18 protein-coding genes are annotated in these 16299 nt (G+C 59.3%); 4 read left to right on the top strand and 14 right to left on the bottom strand.

From position 1 onward, the window contains the following. Nucleotides 1–2 precede the first annotated feature (2 nt). From RAE19_RS16525 to RAE19_RS16515, 3 genes are all read right to left on the bottom strand, one after another. On the bottom strand, nt 3–2312 hold the full coding sequence (locus tag RAE19_RS16525; RefSeq protein ID WP_313876268.1) for an SLBB domain-containing protein: 2310 nt from the start codon (nt 2310–2312) through the stop codon (nt 3–5). A gap of 350 nt (nt 2313–2662) precedes the next feature. Continuing rightward, a complete protein-coding gene (locus RAE19_RS16520) occupies nt 2663–2878 on the bottom strand; it encodes an acyl-CoA thioesterase domain-containing protein (RefSeq protein ID WP_313875899.1) in 216 nt (71 codons plus the stop codon). Between the two features lie 2 nt (nt 2879–2880). After that, complete coding sequence (locus RAE19_RS16515) at nt 2881–3714, bottom strand: thioesterase family protein (RefSeq protein WP_313875898.1); 834 nt, start codon at nt 3712–3714, stop codon at nt 2881–2883. Nucleotides 3715–3965: 251 nt separating this feature from the next. Between RAE19_RS16515 and RAE19_RS16510 the strand changes: the two genes are divergently transcribed. Genes RAE19_RS16510 through RAE19_RS16500 form a run of 3 tightly spaced genes read left to right on the top strand, consistent with a single transcriptional unit; the run spans nt 3966 to nt 5828 of the window. Further along, entirely contained in the window at nt 3966–4601 is a 636-nt protein-coding gene (locus RAE19_RS16510) for an outer membrane beta-barrel protein (RefSeq protein ID WP_313875897.1), read from the top strand. Between the two features lie 42 nt (nt 4602–4643). Beyond that, nucleotides 4644–5297, top strand: a complete 654-nt coding sequence (locus tag RAE19_RS16505) for a BON domain-containing protein (RefSeq protein WP_138515929.1) — start codon at nt 4644–4646, stop codon at nt 5295–5297. A 9-nt stretch (nt 5298–5306) separates the two neighbouring features. Beyond that, nucleotides 5307–5828 (top strand): DUF1269 domain-containing protein, encoded by a 522-nt coding sequence (locus tag RAE19_RS16500; RefSeq protein WP_313875896.1) that lies wholly within the window; start codon nt 5307–5309, stop codon nt 5826–5828. Nucleotides 5829–5844: 16 nt separating this feature from the next. On the opposite strand, the gene dusA is transcribed toward RAE19_RS16500, so the two are convergent. The 4 genes from dusA to hemN form a co-directional block, all read right to left on the bottom strand. Next, nucleotides 5845–6864: a tRNA dihydrouridine(20/20a) synthase DusA gene (dusA, locus tag RAE19_RS16495; protein ID WP_313875895.1), complete on the bottom strand. Its 1020-nt coding sequence runs from the start codon at nt 6862–6864 to the stop codon at nt 5845–5847. Nucleotides 6865–6904: 40 nt separating this feature from the next. Further along, nucleotides 6905–7984, bottom strand: coding sequence for a GGDEF domain-containing protein (locus RAE19_RS16490; RefSeq protein ID WP_313875894.1), 1080 nt, complete (start codon nt 7982–7984; stop codon nt 6905–6907). 63 nt (nt 7985–8047) lie between these two features. After that, nucleotides 8048–8731, bottom strand: a complete 684-nt coding sequence (locus RAE19_RS16485; RefSeq protein WP_313875893.1) for a sulfite exporter TauE/SafE family protein — start codon at nt 8729–8731, stop codon at nt 8048–8050. Nucleotides 8732–8740: 9 nt separating this feature from the next. Further along, a complete protein-coding gene (gene hemN / locus RAE19_RS16480; RefSeq protein ID WP_313875892.1) occupies nt 8741–10141 on the bottom strand; it encodes an oxygen-independent coproporphyrinogen III oxidase in 1401 nt (466 codons plus the stop codon). 196 nt (nt 10142–10337) lie between these two features. On the opposite strand from hemN, the gene fnr reads away from it, so the two are divergent. Further along, entirely contained in the window at nt 10338–11057 is a 720-nt protein-coding gene (gene fnr / locus RAE19_RS16475) for a fumarate/nitrate reduction transcriptional regulator Fnr (RefSeq protein ID WP_313876267.1), read from the top strand. A gap of 15 nt (nt 11058–11072) precedes the next feature. Here fnr and RAE19_RS16470 read toward each other — a convergent pair whose 3' ends face one another. Genes RAE19_RS16470 through ccoN form a run of 7 tightly spaced genes read right to left on the bottom strand, consistent with a single transcriptional unit; the run spans nt 11073 to nt 16279 of the window. Beyond that, a complete protein-coding gene (locus tag RAE19_RS16470; protein ID WP_313875891.1) occupies nt 11073–11309 on the bottom strand; it encodes a hypothetical protein in 237 nt (78 codons plus the stop codon). Between the two features lie 22 nt (nt 11310–11331). Then, the gene (locus RAE19_RS16465; RefSeq protein WP_313875890.1) at nt 11332–11613 is read right to left on the bottom strand and encodes a FixH family protein; all 282 of its coding nucleotides are present in this window, start codon (nt 11611–11613) and stop codon (nt 11332–11334) included. Nucleotides 11614–11625: 12 nt separating this feature from the next. Continuing rightward, the gene (ccoG, locus tag RAE19_RS16460; protein ID WP_430962553.1) at nt 11626–13095 is read right to left on the bottom strand and encodes a cytochrome c oxidase accessory protein CcoG; all 1470 of its coding nucleotides are present in this window, start codon (nt 13093–13095) and stop codon (nt 11626–11628) included. A 27-nt stretch (nt 13096–13122) separates the two neighbouring features. Further along, nucleotides 13123–14034 carry a cytochrome-c oxidase, cbb3-type subunit III gene (ccoP, locus tag RAE19_RS16455; RefSeq protein WP_313875889.1) on the bottom strand — a complete coding sequence of 304 codons (912 nt, stop codon included), beginning with the start codon at nt 14032–14034 and terminating at the stop codon, nt 13123–13125. An 18-nt stretch (nt 14035–14052) separates the two neighbouring features. After that, entirely contained in the window at nt 14053–14196 is a 144-nt protein-coding gene (locus RAE19_RS16450) for a cbb3-type cytochrome oxidase subunit 3 (RefSeq protein WP_313875888.1), read from the bottom strand. Nucleotides 14197–14206: 10 nt separating this feature from the next. Next, on the bottom strand, nt 14207–14833 hold the full coding sequence (gene ccoO / locus RAE19_RS16445; protein ID WP_313875887.1) for a cytochrome-c oxidase, cbb3-type subunit II: 627 nt from the start codon (nt 14831–14833) through the stop codon (nt 14207–14209). A gap of 12 nt (nt 14834–14845) precedes the next feature. Then, nucleotides 14846–16279, bottom strand: coding sequence for a cytochrome-c oxidase, cbb3-type subunit I (ccoN, locus tag RAE19_RS16440; RefSeq protein WP_313875886.1), 1434 nt, complete (start codon nt 16277–16279; stop codon nt 14846–14848). Between the last annotated feature and the right edge of the window lie 20 nt (nt 16280–16299).

Genomic DNA, 16299 nt, shown 5'->3' with positions numbered 1-16299 from the left:
CATCAGTTCCGCAGAGTTTTGATAGCAGCGGCACCGATACCCAAATTGGCAAAAATCTGGGTCAGTTCTTTCAGTGACCGCACGGTAAATGCATACACAGATTCACGGTCAAGCTTGGCGGGCACCACCAATGTGTCCCCCGGCATCACGGCAAGCGACTCAAAACCACCGCCAAATATCCGATTGCTATCCCGCCTAGACACCACACTGCCATCCGCCCTCAGCACGAAAGCACCGCTGGACTCGGCGTCTTCTGTAGTTCCTGCGGCTCGCACGACATCGCCCACAGTCTTTCCTGGCTTGTAAATCATTGCATTCTCGTTATAAACAGCACCGAAAGCCGAGATAAATCCAGGCATCGATGGCACCAGCACACGATCTCCATCCTCCAAGGGGAGGTTGGGCAACCCTGCCAAACTTTGGGCCGCGGTATCGAGCTCTAGCGCCAACCGGCCATTGCTCTTGAGCGCTTTTAGCCTATCAATTTGCGATTTCAGTTGCGCTTGCTGTTGTTGGGCGACCAAAGCCAAGGTGGCAGCGTCTTGTCCATTGGCGGCGGGACTGGTCTGCACCTTACTTTGTAGCTCGCCCTCCAAACGCCGAACCAGTGACCTCAGGTTTTCTTGCTGCCGCAGGCGGACCGACTCACGGCTGAACTCTGTGCCAAACAAATAGGCCTGTGGGGTCAAACCGCCGATGCGCTTGATGAGCTGCGGCAAGGTCTCGCCGGGAAGCGCCTCGTACACACCGGGAGCTGCTACTTCCCCCTCCAAGCGAACCAACCTCGTCTGTTTTTCCTGAGGGAGAGCGATGTCTTTTTGACTGACGATCGTCAAAACATCCCCTGGTTGCAACACGAGATTGTGCTGAGGATCACGCCCCACGACTGCCTTGGCCAAGTTGAACGGAATCAACGAGACACTCAGATCAGCGCGAGACAAACGTTCAATGACCGCGTAATCCCAGTTGATTTGCTCATTTTTATTTCTCACCCGTTCGTCAAAACCACGCTTTTCCTCCCGACTACCAGCACCTTTCGTATCGGTGTCACTTGGAATACGGGTCAAACCATTCATACGGCGGTAGTACTCTTGGGTGATGAGCGCATCCCGATCTGGGATCAAATCTGAAACACGCATTCCGTCGAACCAGCTGTACCGAAGAGGCTCAGCGACCACTCCCTGCAGCGTTACCGCGTTGGAAAACGCGCCGCTCACTGGCAACAGTGTCAAGATGTCGCCGGGCACCAAGACTTGCGCCAAGCCTTTGGCATCAAGAGCAATATCGACCACTTGCCGCGGTGGTGTTTTGTCCGCGAAGACTCGTTCAAGCAATGCTTTACGGAAATTTGCGACCGGAGAAGCACCACCGCCCAAGGCCAACACATCGCCGATGGTGGTGGTAGCGTCTTTGAGTTCGTAAACCGCTTTTTGGTCATATGCACCCGCGATGGCAACACGACGGGTCGCTGGCGGAATAAAGACGACGTCTCCAGGCAACACAGCCATGTCGGCTGATTTATCGCCTTTGGCGATGAAGTCATACAAATCAAGCTTCGTCACCACACGGCCCGCACGACGCAGCTCAATACTCCGCATCGACCCATTTGCACTTGGGCCACCGCTGGCAAACAGAACATTCACCAAGGTGCTGAGGCTGGAGACAGAATAGGTCCCAGGGCGACGCGCTTGCCCCACCACATAAACTTGGACACTGCGCAACTTCCCTAAACTGGCGCTCAAACCAAAGTTCGTAAACACCTTGCTGAGGTGCCCTTTCAGGGCGGACTCAAGATTGACACTGGTCACGCCGGCCAACGAAAGCGACCCGACCTTAGGAATGAAAATTCGGCCTTCGCGGTCCAATACGAACGAGGCGGACTCGTCTATCGCGCCCCAAATTTGTACCTGCACTTCGTCGCCTGGGCCAAGTACATAGTTTGCCGGCGCGGCGAGGCCCGCATCGGGTGCATAGCTCTGAGGAAACTCAAAAAGCTGACTTCCGAATATCGGAAGCAAAGTCCCTGTCGACTCTTGGGCAAACTTCTGAAATTGGCTCGGTGGCTCTTCTTTCCATGCCGCACCACCCGTTTCAGGCAACGTCAACGCCGACTCACTGGCGACAGGCGGTTCATTGGACCTAGCCTGCCTGCTGGGCAAAGCAACGCCCCTGACTTGATTGGGAGCGCTTGCGGCACCATTGGCGGTAGATGGCAAGTTGCGAACGGGCGCTTCTGCTCCAACCTGGCCTGCATTAGAAAAAGTGCTGGGATTGCCGAACTGGGCGTTGACGACAGAAGCACAGCCCAACACACCCAAGGCCAGTGTGATTCGGGATAAAAAATACGAAAACTTCATAAGAAACACGCCTAACCAGAAATAAAACTTCGACTAAGAATATCTATCAGGCCTCCGGCGCTAAGGTACACGAGGACCGCCAAGCAATAGCGCGGGTAGCACACTTCAGGAGCCATTGGAACGGGTTCATCAATCCGGCATCAGCTCTAGATCAACACAACTAGGCCACCAGTCTTAAGTGGTGCCGATGAAAGCGCGCCTGGGTCTTTTATTGCCCATCAGCAGCACCAAGCCAAAACTCCTCTAGTCTACCCTGCTCGGAAAGGACGATCCCCCAAACCACCTAGCTATCGTTTCCTCACAAACTAACTCTTCGTCGCCCGCCCGATCAATCCCAGCTCGTCGTACAGAGCCGACTCCGCCAGCCCCCCGCCGTGGCTGGACAAATGGGTGCGGGCATCCAAGCACACCCACTCACCCACCGGTTTGCGCAGCAGGTTGATGGTGAGGTCGGAGTTCACAAACACGTGGGTCGACAAATCCAGAATCGCGCTGATGCCGTTGCCCGAGTCGGCCGCCACCGCTACGCGCTGTAGCGACGCCTCACAAACAAGCTCTGCGTAGCCCTCCCGATCAATCCCAGCTCGTCGTACAGAGCCGACTCCGCCAGCCCTCCGCCATGGCTGGACAAATGGGTGCGAGCGTCCAAGCACACCCACTCACCCACCGGTTTGCGCAGCAGGTTGATGGTGAGGTCGGAGTTCACAAACACGTGGGTGGACAAATCCAGAATCGCGCTGATGCCGTTGCCCGAGTCGGCTGCCACCGCCACACGCTGGTAGGCGCTAGGCGTTTGGCCCATCACCAGCGGATGGCTCATGCGAAACCACACCGCGCTCGGGCCGTCAAACATACGGCCCTGGGCCGTGCGCGTTTCCACCAGATCGGGGTAGCCCCATTCATGGTGCGCAAACGGGAAGCGCTGCACGGGTGACACATCCGGCTGCTTGGGTGCCAGCGGCAAGGGGTGACCGGGCAGGCCATCGGGCAGGCCGACCTCGTCCTCGCGCTGAAACAGTGCGGTGGCGCGAATCAGCTCTTTGCCATCCGCCAGGGCGACCGCAGAGAAGTGGCCGGCATTTCGACCCACATAGTCTTCTTGTACCCTGACTTCGATATCGGCAATCGGCACGGGGCGCAACAAATTGGCAGTCAAGCGGGCTAGGTGGTGCAGCCCATGCGCTTGGGCCGCGGCCTCCAAGGCGTGGCTCACCAGGGCGATCGGCGGGCCGGCGTGTTGTTGCTGCGGGTGCCAGGGGCCGCGCGTGAGCGCAGATGCGCGGTACACCGCGCCGCCCAATGCGGTGTACGCCGCCATGTCGCCATCGAACGCGGGTTTCTGCGGGTTATCTGCCATGGGAATTTGCTCCTTTTTTAATAGCTACTCGCGCATATTCTGCCTGCGCTACATGCCAATTTGGCTTAAAAATCGCCAACTACAAAGTACATAGTGCCGCACCTGTTGGCAGCCGTCTGTCACGGGTGTGTCGATTTATCAGATCCGTGCTGCCTAGGCGCGCTTGCGCACAGATGGCGGCGCTTAAGTCGCCCACAGTGAGGTTGTCTCCCGGAGTGATCCGGTTCTTTTCTCTTTAAAGGCTGCTCACTATGCACACACCCCGTATCCCCGCCCCCCGCCACACCCCGCGCGCTCGAGGCGCCACGTTGGCAGGACTGGCCTTGTGTCTTGCCGCGCCGTTTGCCATGGCGCCCGCCGCCGCCCAGATGTCACCCGCCCGCGGCAACGCCTACAGCCCGGGCTATATCGACATCAGTGTCGGCTCATCCGACTATTCCAAACCCAGCAACGGATTCGGCATTTTCGACAATGACCAACGGGCCACCGCCTACAGCGTCAGCATGGGCAACTATGTGTTCAGCCCCAACTGGGGTTTGGAGGTGGGTTACACCGACTTCGGCTCGGTCAACCGTGCCGGCGGCCGCACCACCGCGGATGGCATCAACCTGAACCTGATCGGCCGCATGCCGCTCAACCCCTCCTGGAACCTACTGGGCAAGGTGGGTACCACCTACGGCCGCACCGATGTCAGCAGCGCGCCTACGTCCGGCGTGCAATCCGGCAGCGAACGTGATTTTGGCTGGAGCTATGGCCTGGGCGTGGAGCTGCAGTTGGCAGCCCAATGGTCCGGCGTGTTGATGTACGAGGAGCACACCATGAAGTTCCCCGGCGGCAGCACCGACCGCATCAGCGCCACCAAGCTCGGCCTGCGCTACCACTACTAACCCCCTGACCTTGCCCCCTCCTCCAACCACCCAAGGAAACCCATGAAAACCGATCTCCAACTCCAACAAGACGTGCTGGCTGAACTCCACTGGGAACCCTCGGTCCACGCTGAGAACATCGGCGTGGAAGCCAAAGATGGCGTCGTCACTCTGGCCGGCCATGTGATGACTTACCAAGAGAAATACCACGCCGAAAAAGCCGCGCGCCGCGTAGTAGGCGTGCGCGCCTTGGCCGTTGAAATCGATGTAAAGCTGGCCTCCAGTGGCATCCGCAACGACAGCGACATTGCCAACTCCGCCAAAAACGCGCTGCAATGGATGTCCACCCCACTGGGCAACAAGGTGAACGTCACCGTTGAAAAAGGCTGGATCACCCTGACAGGCCAAACCGAATGGCAGTTCCAGAAACTGGCTGCCGCTGTAGCTGTGCGCTACCTGATGGGCGTGAATGGGGTGTCCAACCAGATCATTTTGCAGCCCGGCACCAAGCTCAGCGCGGCCAAAGCCGACATCGAAGCCGCCTTGGTGCGCCGCGCCCACACGGACGCCGGCAAGATCAACATCGACATTGACGGCAGCACCCTCACCCTGACTGGCAATGTCAGCAACTGGACCGAGCGGGACACCGCCAAAGAAGCCGCCTGGAGCACGCCCGGTGTGACTAGCGTGGTCGACAAAATGACCATGACCTTCTGAGGGCAGCACATGCAAGCCCATACCAACGCTTCAGTGTCCATCTGCAACTCCCACGAGGAGGCAGAGACCGCTATTCAAACGCTCAAGAAGTTCGGCTTTGATGTGAGAAAACTCTCGCTCATCGGCAAGGGCTACCACAGCGAAGAGCACCCGGTGGGCTTCTACAGCACCGGCGACAAGATCCGCGCCTGGGGCAGCACCGGCGCCTTCTGGGGCAGCATGTGGGGCATTTTGATGGCACCTGCCGTCTTCATGCTGCCGCCCTTGGGCATGATCGCCATGGCAGGGCCGATTGTGTCGGTCGTCATCAGCGCGCTCGAAGGCGCGGTGTTGGTTGGGGGCCTCTCGGCAGTAGGCGCCGCCTTGAGCCAGCTGGGTGTTCCCAAGGACCAAGTCATCGTGTACGAGACCGCCCTCAAGGCCGACAAATACGTGCTGATGGTGCACGGCAGTGACGACGAAGTGGCGCGGGCCAAGTCCATCCTGGCCGGCACCCAACCCACAGAAGTCGCTGAAACGCTACTGAATTAGTAGCACCTCCCGCAGGCTATACGGGCGCTGGAGCCCTATTTGACTCTGGTAGATGAGCAAGGGCCATCACCTCGCGGGCGCCAAGGTGCTTGAGGCGGTGATCGGTCCACACCTGCCGCCAGCGCCGGGCACCGGGCAAGCCGTGGCGCAAACCCAGCATGTGGCGCGCAATGCTGTACCAGTGGGTACCGTGTTGCGCGGCCTCACGCTCCATGTAGTCCACCATCTGCGCTTCCACCATCTCGCGGGTAATGTCCCGCTCGGGGGCGCCGTAAAACGCGCTGTCCCATTCGGCCAACCACCAGGGGTTGTGGTACGCCTCGCGCCCCAGCATCACGCCGTCTACGTGCTCCAGATGTCCCGCCACTTGGGCTGTTTTGGTAATGCCGCCATTGATGGCAATGGTGAGGTGCGGAAAGTCTTTTTTGAGCTGGTACACCAGCTCGTAGCGCAGGGGCGGTATTTCGCGGTTCTCTTTGGGGCTCAGGCCTTTGAGCCACGCGTTGCGCGCGTGGGCAATGAACACGGTGCAACCGGCATCGGCCACGGTACCCACAAAGTCGCGGACAAAGCCGTAGCTTTCTTCCTTGTCAATCCCGATGCGGTGCTTCACGGTCACCGGCACATCCACCGCATCCACCATCGCCTTCACGCAGTCCGCCACTAGCGGGGCTTCGTTCATCAGGCAGGCGCCAAATGCGCCGCGCTGCACCCGCTCGGACGGGCAGCCGCAGTTGATGTTGATCTCGTCATAACCCCACTCCTGGCCCAACTTGGCAGCACGCGCCAGATCAGCAGGCTCGCTCCCGCCCAGCTGCAAGGCGACGGGGTGTTCTTCGGCGTTAAAGCGCAAATGGCGCGGCACATCCCCATGGATGAGCGCACCCGTGGTCACCATCTCGGTGTACAGCAGCGCATGGCGGCTCAATAGGCGGTGGAAATAGCGGCAATGTCTATCAGTCCAGTCCATCATCGGCGCCACGGACAGGCGCCACAGGGAGTCCGGCACAGCAGACTTGTTTTCTAAAGCGGGCATGGCCGGATTATCCCAGCCTCGCGCCCACCCTGCCGCGGGCTCAGGTCGGAGGCAGAAAAATCTCTACCCGGTCACGCCCGCCCTGCTTGGCCAGGTACATGGCGCGGTCCGCCAGCTCCACCAACCGCTTGGGGCTGCTGATGCCTTCGGAATACGCCACACCAATGCTGGCAGACATGGGCCTGCGCAGGCCGTGGATGGACTTGATCGAATCCCGGATGCGTTCGGCCACCACCAGCGCTTCGTTCAGCTGGGTATCGGGCAGGATGACGCAAAACTCCTCGCCACCATAGCGTGCCACGTGGTCATAAGCGCGCGCCTGGCTTTTGATTGCCAGTGCGATGAACATCAAGGCCTGATCGCCCGCCACATGGCCAAAGGCATCGTTGTAGGCTTTGAAATGGTCTGCATCCACCATCAACAGGCACAGCGGCGATTTGGAGCGCAGGGAGCGCGCAAACTCATGGGACAACAAGGTATCAAAAGCGCGGCGGTTTTTCAAAGCCGTCAAGGGATCCGTCAGGGTCTGCTCCTGCAGGTCATGGTTGAGCTCTTCAATGCGACGCTGCTGGTTCTCCAGTTGCTGGTGGCGCAATGTCTGCGCCTTGGTCACTAGCTCCAGCTCGGCATTCACGCGGCGTAACGCCAACAACTGCACCACCTGGCGGGAGAGGGCCTGCAAGGCCTCTGACTGGCGCTCGGTCAATTTGCGGGGCACCCTGTCGATCACGCATACCGTGCCGAGTGCTGCACCCGAAGGGGTGAGCAGCGGCGCGCCGGCATAAAACCGGATACCCGGGTCGCCAGTCACCAGTGGGTTGTCTACAAAGCGCGCGTCCTGCTGGGTGTCTGGCACCTCCATCACCCGGTCCGGATCCAGAATGGCGTGGGCACAAAAGGCCTGACCTCGCGGCGTTTCCATCGCATTCAGGCCCACACGGGCCTTGAACCACTGGCGGTCTTCATCAATTAGGGAGATCAGGGCGATCGGCGTGTCGCAAATGTAAGAGGCCAGCTTGACCACATCGTCATAGGCCTGCTCAGCAGGGGTATCCAGAATCTTGAAGCTGCGCAGGTCTTCGATCCGAAGCTTCTCTTCCGAGTGGGAGGGGTCTAGCATGCAGGCGGACTTTCGTTGGGTCTGCGTAAGCAGTAGGCCGCCTGAAAACGGGGTTGTTCAGGGCTAGCCGGTGGCGCACCACGGAGCTTTATTGTGCACCAATCCCATCCACAAAGCCCACCCTGAGGCTACTGCCAAGGCCGCGCCGGCCAGGCGGATACCCCACGTTCCATCGCCCATGCGGGACAAACCCAAGCGCAGCCACAACCACGGCCCCGCCATCATGGTCAGCGAGGTGCCCAGGGCGAAAAGTGCCATGGTTGCTGCACCGGACAAGGGCTCGCCCGACAGGGATGCCAGCAGCAACGCCGAATACAGCAAGCCGCAAGGCAACAGGGACCACACCACCCCCAACCCCAGGGGAGCGGCCAACACGCCCCCTGCCCCGACTTTGCGCACCCTGGCCCAGACGCTACGCGCCCCTGCCTGCAACCACAGGGGCTGACGCCCAGAAAACAAAAGCACCAACCCCAATACAGTGGCGGCCACATGAAGCAAAGACCACACTGGCCGGAGCGCAGCAGACTGCACGGTGAGCCAACCCAAACCCTGCACCGATGCTGCGGCCAAGGCACCGAGTGCGGCATAGCCAATGACCCTGCCCGCCTGGAAGCTCAACATGGCCGGTGTCCGCCGGGGTCCAGCTGCCTGCCCGATGCCGGCGCACGCCGCACCGCACATAGCAATGCAGTGAGGCCCACCCACCAAGCCCATGAGCAATGCTGTCACTGCCAAAGAAGATTGCATCCGGACGCGTCAAATGATTTTGGAGAAGCGGGCACGGGTGCGGTCCGTCTGGAGATAACGGTCAAACACCATGGCCACGGCCCGCACAAAAAACCAGCCCTGGCTGGTGACTTGAATTCCCGTGTCGTCCAAGGACACCAGTCCCTGCTCTTCCAGCCCCCGCAAGGTTTCGAGCTCGGCGGCAAAGTAGCTCTTGAAGTCCAGCAAATAGGCAAGATTGATCGACTCAAACTGCAAATTGCCTTGGCACATCAGCGCCATGATCACTGCGCGACGAACCAGATCGTCCCGCGTAACCGCCATTCCCCGCACGATGGGAAAACGGCCTTGGTCCAGGTAGTCGTAATACTCTTCCAGCGTTTTAGCGTTCTGGCTGTAGGTAGCGCCGATGCGGCCGATGGCAGACACGCCCAAAGCGATCAAGTCGCAGTCGGGCTGGGTGCTGTAGCCTTGGAAGTTGCGGTGCAGGCGCCCTTGCCGCTTCGCCACTGCCAACGAATCGTCCGGCAGTGCAAAGTGATCCATGCCCACATACACATAGCCCGCCCCCATGAAAGACGCCAAGGAATGCGCCAACATGGAGACCTTGGAAGCAGCACCCGGCAACTCCACAGTCGCAATACGGCGCTGAGGCTTGAAGCGCTCAGGCAAATGGGCGTAGGCATATAGCGCGATACGGTCCGGCCGCAAAGCGTTCACCTGAGCCAATGTGCGGTCAAACGACTCGGGGCTCTGGCGGGGCAAGCCGTAAATCAGGTCCACATTGATGGACTCAAACCCGCGTGCGCGTGCCGCCTCTACCAAGGCAAACACCTGATCGGCAGGTTGCACCCGGTGTACGGCCTTTTGCACCGCAGGGTCAAAATCCTGCACCCCGAAGCTCAGGCGGTTGAAGCCGAGTTCGGCCAGGGTATCCAGGCGCGCAGCGTCTACCGTCCGGGGATCTACTTCAATGGAATACTCACCACCGGCGACAAAGCTGAAGTTGCGGCGCAGCATCGCCATCAGCTCCCGCAGCTCGGTGTCACTCAAAAAGGTGGGGCTACCGCCCCCGAGGTGCAACTGGCTGACGGACTGCCCAGTACCCATCAACCGGGTGTGTAACTCCACCTCCCGTGTCAAATAGCGTAAATACGTGGCCGCTTTGTCATGGTGCTTGGTGATAATTTTGTTGCAGGCGCAGTAGTAGCACAGCGATTCGCAAAACGGAATGTGCACATACAAAGACAAAGGTAAGGCCAGCGCGGCAGCACCGGAGCGGCGTTGCAATAGTGCTTGGGAGTAATCGTCCGCGCTGAACGCCTCTACAAAGCGGTCGGCGGTCGGGTACGAGGTGTAACGTGGCCCGGAAACATCAAAGCGGGTCAACAGTTGTTCTGAAATGGGTGCGGAACCAAGGGCTGCGTTCATGAATACTCCAAGCTAGCGCACAGACTGTGAACGAAACAGCCTTCAGGCTCCTTGATTTACATCAAGGAGTTTCAGGATGACCCGGACCATAATTGACTTGCATCAGGGGAACACCATGCTCGAACACGCAATGCCTACCGCCAAGTCTCAGGACGCCCACGCTTCTATCGCCATCACGCCGGTGGGAGCCGGGGCATTGAATACCCACACCATCAAGGTCGCATGCTCCAACTGCAACCTGCGCGAGCTGTGCATGCCCTTGGGCCTGAGCCCCGCCGAACTCGACAAAATCGACGACGTGGTCGCAAGCCGCCGCAAAATCAAACGCGGCGCAACCCTGTTTCGCAACGGTGAAAAGTTCACCAGCCTCTATGCCATCCGCACCGGTTTCTTCAAAACCTGCGTAGCCTCTGAAGACGGGCGCGACCAGGTCACCGGTTTTCAAATGGCGGGAGAGGTCGTCGGACTCGATGGCATCGTGAACGACCACCACACTTGCGACGCCGTGGCTCTGGAAGACGCAGAGGTCTGCGTCATGCCCTTCGACCGGATTGAAGAGCTGTCGCGCGAGGTGACTTCGCTGCAGCGCCATGTCCACAAAATCATGAGCCGCGAAATCGTGCGCGAAAATGGCGTCATGCTCCTCTTGGGCAGCATGCGGGCCGAAGAGCGACTCGCCGCATTTCTGCTGAACCTGGTGCAACGCCTGCACGCCCGCGGCTTCTCGCAGTCAGAACTGGTGCTGCGGATGACGCGTGAAGAAATTGGCAGTTACTTGGGCTTGAAACTCGAAACCGTGAGCCGCACCTTCTCCAAGTTCGTGGACGACGGAATTGTGGAAGTCAAGCAACGGCACGTGCGCATCCTGAACACCGATGCCCTCAAAGACATCGTCAACCCCAAAGTCTGCAACTGAGCGATAACACGCTCGCTAGTTGTTGACGTCTGCAGCGCTCATAGCGAGCAAAGCCGTGAGCGCGCTAGAAGCCAGCGTCACCCCCCAGAACACGAAAAACGCCACGGTGTAAATTCCTTGGCGTGACAGCGGCAAAGCCGCGTCGTTCCAATGCAGATCGTGGGGATCGATGAATGCGAACACCACGATTTCCAGCACGCCTGCCGCCAGAAAAGCGGGCCACACGACAGCCATCCATGGGGCTCTCGGCATCACGTTGCTCCTTGCCTACCGCTCAACGGGCAGGCGCAGCGGCTGGCACGATGCCAGTAGCTGCATGGTTACGGGCCTGCATGGCGGGTGCCAGGCTTTCAGGTTGGGTGGCCAGGGTCTTGTTAATGTCCAGGCCAGTCTGGTAATAGTTTTCATCGACGACCGGGTCCATACCGCGGGCGGCCAGATAGAAAGTCAGGAAGCTCGCCACCACCACGATCAGCGGGCCGGACACCACCAGCCACACATGGCCGAACTTCCACCAGGGGGCTGCGGGGGTCGATGAGCTTGACGGGTTGGTCATAAAGTGGCTTTCTTAACGCGGAACTATGAATACGGACTTCTCGGTTACCACGGCAGCGTCAGGGGCCGATTTCACCGTGAAATGGATGGGATGCGATCCCGGAGTTGCACCTTCATACGGCAACTGCACGCGAATCGCAATCCAGCGGGATTCGGTCGGGCCGACTTCCATGCTGGAATCGGTGGAAAGCGTCAGGTCCGGCAAGCCCTCGGCGCTCACCTCAAAGGTTTGGTGGGTCTCCCGGGCGTTCATGATCTGCAGGCGGTACACATTCTCCAGCCGGCCGCCCGACACGATGCGGGCCAGTGTGCTGCGGTCGCGCTCCACGTCCACCTTGAAAGGCGCGCGCATCCACAGGCTGACCAGCATCGCCAGCACCACCGCCAGCAGGACACTGCTGTACACCAGCACCCGGGGGCGCAGCACATGGCGCAATATATCGGCACCACTCCAGCGCTGGTTCACTGCATTCTGGGTCGAGTACTTCACCAGACCACGGGCGTAGCCCATTTTGTCCATGACGGTGTCGCACACATCGGCACAGGCACCACAGCCAATGCACTCGTACTGCAGCCCCTTGCGGATATCAATACCGGTCGGGCAGACCTGCACACACAAGCTGCAGTCGATACACGCGCCCAGCTTGAGGGTGGAGAGATCGGCTTTCTTGGAGCGCCCGCCACGGGGTTCTCCGCGCAATTCGTCATAGGTCACGATCAGGGTGTCTTTGTCAAACATGGCACTCTGAAAGCGCGCATACGGGCACATGTATTTGCAGACCTGCTCACGCATGTAGCCGGCATTGCCATAGGTGGCAAAACTGTAAAACAGTACCCAGAAGGTTTCCCAAGGGCCCATGGACAAGGCGAAGAGCTCCATGCCCAGGCTGTGGATGGGCGTGAAGTAGCCCACGAAGGTAAAGCCTGTCCATAAGCCAACAGCAATCCACATGCATTGCTTGGCGGCTTTGCGCCAGACTTTGTCGAGTGTCCAAGGGCCCGCGTCACGCCGCATGCGGGCAGACCGGTCCCCCTCGGCCAGCTTCTCCAGCCAGAGAAAGATTTCGGTGTAAACCGTTTGCGGGCAGGCGTAGCCGCACCACAAGCGCCCGGCCACCGCCGTAAACAAAAACAAGGAGAGTGCAGAAATCACCAGAATGCCGGTGAGGTACACAAAGTCCTGCGGATACAACACGAGGTTGAAGATATAGAACCGCCGTGCCCCGAGATCGAACAGCACCGCCTGGCGCTGCCCCCACTCCAACCACGGCAATCCATAAAACACCAGCTGGGTCAGAAACACCAGCGCCCACCGCCACTTCGAGAAGTAGCCCGATACGCTGCGCGGGTAGATTTTTTGATGCGCTTCGTACAGGGCAATCGTCTCCTCGTCGGCACCAGGTGGCGGGGCAATAGACCCCTTGTCCGGTGACGCGACGATCGGGATGATCTTCTTCTCGGCAGTAGAGGCAGGTGCGTTCAAGGAATATCCTTCAGGGTTCAGCCAGCGTTACTTGGCCACACCGGTGTTGGAGAAGCCCCATACATAGGACGACAACACCTTGATTTGCGCGGGTGAGAGCTTCTGCACCTGTGCAGGCATTTGGTTGACCTTGCCGTTGTTCACGATGTTGATGATGGCGCTCTCGCCATAGCCATGGAGCCAGATGTCATCGGTCAGGTTGGGCGCACCCAACGCAGGGTTGCCTTTTCCGTCGGAGCCGTGACAGGCCGCGCAAGCTGCGAACTTGGACTTGCCCAAGTTGGCCCGCACCGAATCGTGCGGACTGCCTGACAAACTCAACACGTAGTTGGCCAGGTTTTTCACGTCATCACCCGAACCCACTGCCGCCGCCATGGGAGGCATCTGGCCGACACGGCCCTGGTTCAGCGTCTCCATGATTTTCTCGGGCGAGCCACCATGCAGCCAATCGGCATCGGTCAGGTTGGGAAAACCTTTGGAACCCCGGGCATCGGAGCCATGGCACTGAGAGCAGTTGTTCATGAACAAACGCTCGCCAATCGCATGGGCTTGCGGGTCTTTGGCGATGTCCTCAGCCGACATGGCGTCAAAGCGCGCATAAATCGGCGCAATGTCGGCCTCCCCCTTGGCAATTTCCGCTTGGAACTGACCGCTAGAGGTCCAGCCAAGTTTGCCGGCTGAAGCGCCCAGACCCGGGTAGAACGCGAGGTAAACCGCAGAAAAAATGATCGTAATAACGAACAGCCCGACCCACCAGCGTGGCAGAGGGTTGTTCATCTCGCGAAGGTCACCGTCCCACACGTGGCCGGTGGTGTTGTCGTGGGCGGTCATGGCTTTGGCTTTGCCACTGAACCACAAGAGGAACAGGCAGGCTGCAATGCCGATGACCGTTACGGCGGTCACATAGACCGACCAGAAGTTGCTTGTGAAGTCACTCATTTTGATTCCTTACGAGGCTCAGTCCTGCTCAAACGGCAGATTGGCGGCGTCCTGAAAGTCGTGGGCACGGCTTTTCGACCAGGCCCAACGGACAATCGCGATAAAGACCACGAAGCTGATAACCGTGGTGACGGAGCGCAGGGTGTTGACATCCATATCCATGTGATTCCCCTTATTTCAGCGCCAGGCCCAAGACCTGCAAATACGCGATCGTGGCTTCGAGTTCAGTTTTGCCCTTGACCTCTTCAGACGCCTTGGCGATCTGCTCGTCGGTGTAGGGCACGCCCACCTTGCGCAGTGCGCGCAGGTGCGATGGCAGGCTTTCCGCGTCCACCAGGTTTTTCTCCAACCAGGGGTAGGCCGGCATGTTGGACTCAGGCACCACATCACGCGGGTTCACCAAGTGGATGCGATGCCACTCATCGCTGTACTTGCCGCCCACACGAGCCAAGTCCGGGCCAGTACGCTTGCTACCCCACTGGAAGGGGTGGTCGTACACCGACTCCCCCGCTACCGAGTAGTGGCCGTAGCGCAAAGTCTCGGCCCGGAAGGGGCGGATCATCTGCGAGTGGCAGTTGTAGCAACCTTCGCGGATATACACATCACGCCCGGCCAGCTGCAGTGCGGTGTAGGGCTGGATACCCTTGATCGGCTCCGTGGTCGACTTTTGAAAGAACAGCGGAACAATTTCCACCATGCCGCCTGCAAGCAAGACCAGCAGGATCAACACGATCATCAGAAAGTTGCTGGTCTCGATCTTCTCGTGCGACAGACGGGATGCACTTTTTTCGTTTGCCATACAAATTTCCTTTTAAGCGTGGGCTGCCGCGGGGATCGCCACCGTGTTGGCGCGTCCGGCAGTAACAGTCATCAGGGTGTTCCACAGCATGATCAACATGCCGCCCAGGTACAGCAGTCCACCCAACAAACGCAGCACATAGAAGGGATAGGTCGCCTTCACCGACTCAACGAAGGTGTAGGTCAAAGTGCCGTCAGGGTTGATGGCGCGCCACATCAGGCCTTGCATCACACCGGCAATCCACATCGCCGCGATATAGATCACGATGCCGATCGTGGCAGTCCAGAAGTGCAGCTCAATCGCTTTGACGCTGTACATCTCTTTGCGGCCAAACAGGCGGGGAATCAGGTAGTACATCGAACCCATGGTCACCAGACCCACCCAACCCAAAGCGCCGGAGTGCACGTGGCCCACGGTCCAATCGGTGTAGTGGCTCAGGGCGTTGACTGTCTTGATGGACATCATTGGGCCCTCGAAGGTGGACATGCCGTAGAAGGACAGGGACACGATCAGGAAACGCAGGATGGGATCGTCGCGCAGCTTGTGCCAAGCACCCGATAGGGTCATGATGCCGTTGATCATGCCGCCCCAGCTGGGCGCCAAGAGAATCAGCGAGAACACCATGCCTACCGACTGCGTCCAGTCAGGCAGCGCCGTGTAGTGCAGGTGGTGTGGGCCCGCCCACATGTAGGTGAAGATCAGCGCCCAGAAGTGGACGATCGACAGGCGGTAGCTGTAGACAGGCCGCTCCGCCTGCTTGGGGATGAAGTAGTACATCATGCCCAGGAAGCCGGCCGTCAAAAAGAAGCCCACCGCATTGTGGCCGTACCACCATTGCACCATCGCATCTTGCACACCGGCGTAAGCCGAGTAGCTCTTCATCAAGCCTGCAGGAATCGCAGCACTGTTCACCAAGTGCAGGATGGCTACCGCAATGATGAAGGCGCCAAAGAACCAGTTGGCCACATAAATGTGCTTGACCTTGCGGGTACCCACGGTGCCGAAAAACACCACGGCAAACGACACCCAGACCAGGGTGATCAGAATGTCAATAGGCCACTCCAGTTCGGCGTATTCCTTGCCGGAGGTGTACCCCATGGGCAATGAAAGTGCAGCCGCCAAGATGACCAACTGCCAGCCCCAGAAGGTGAATGCTGCCAGCTTGTCACTGAAGATGCGCACGTGACAGGTGCGCTGCACGACGTAGTAGGCCGAGGCGAACAAGCCGCAACCGCCGAACGCAAAAATCACCGCGTTGGTGTGCAGGGGGCGCAGCCGCCCGTAGCTGAGCCAGGGGATACCGAAGTTGAGTTCGGGCCAGGCGAGTTGGGCGGCAATGATCACGCCCACCAACATGCCGACCACTCCCCAGACCACCGTCATGATGGCGAACTGGCGCACAACGGTATCGTTGTACGCCGTCGCCTGCTGATTTGGAAATGCCATATTTACCTCTTCTTGGATTG

This window comes from Rhodoferax potami (assembly GCF_032193805.1).
GTDB classification, from domain to species: domain Bacteria; phylum Pseudomonadota; class Gammaproteobacteria; order Burkholderiales; family Burkholderiaceae_C; genus Allorhodoferax; species Allorhodoferax potami_A.
This window is presented reverse-complemented; position numbering and strand designations above follow the sequence as displayed.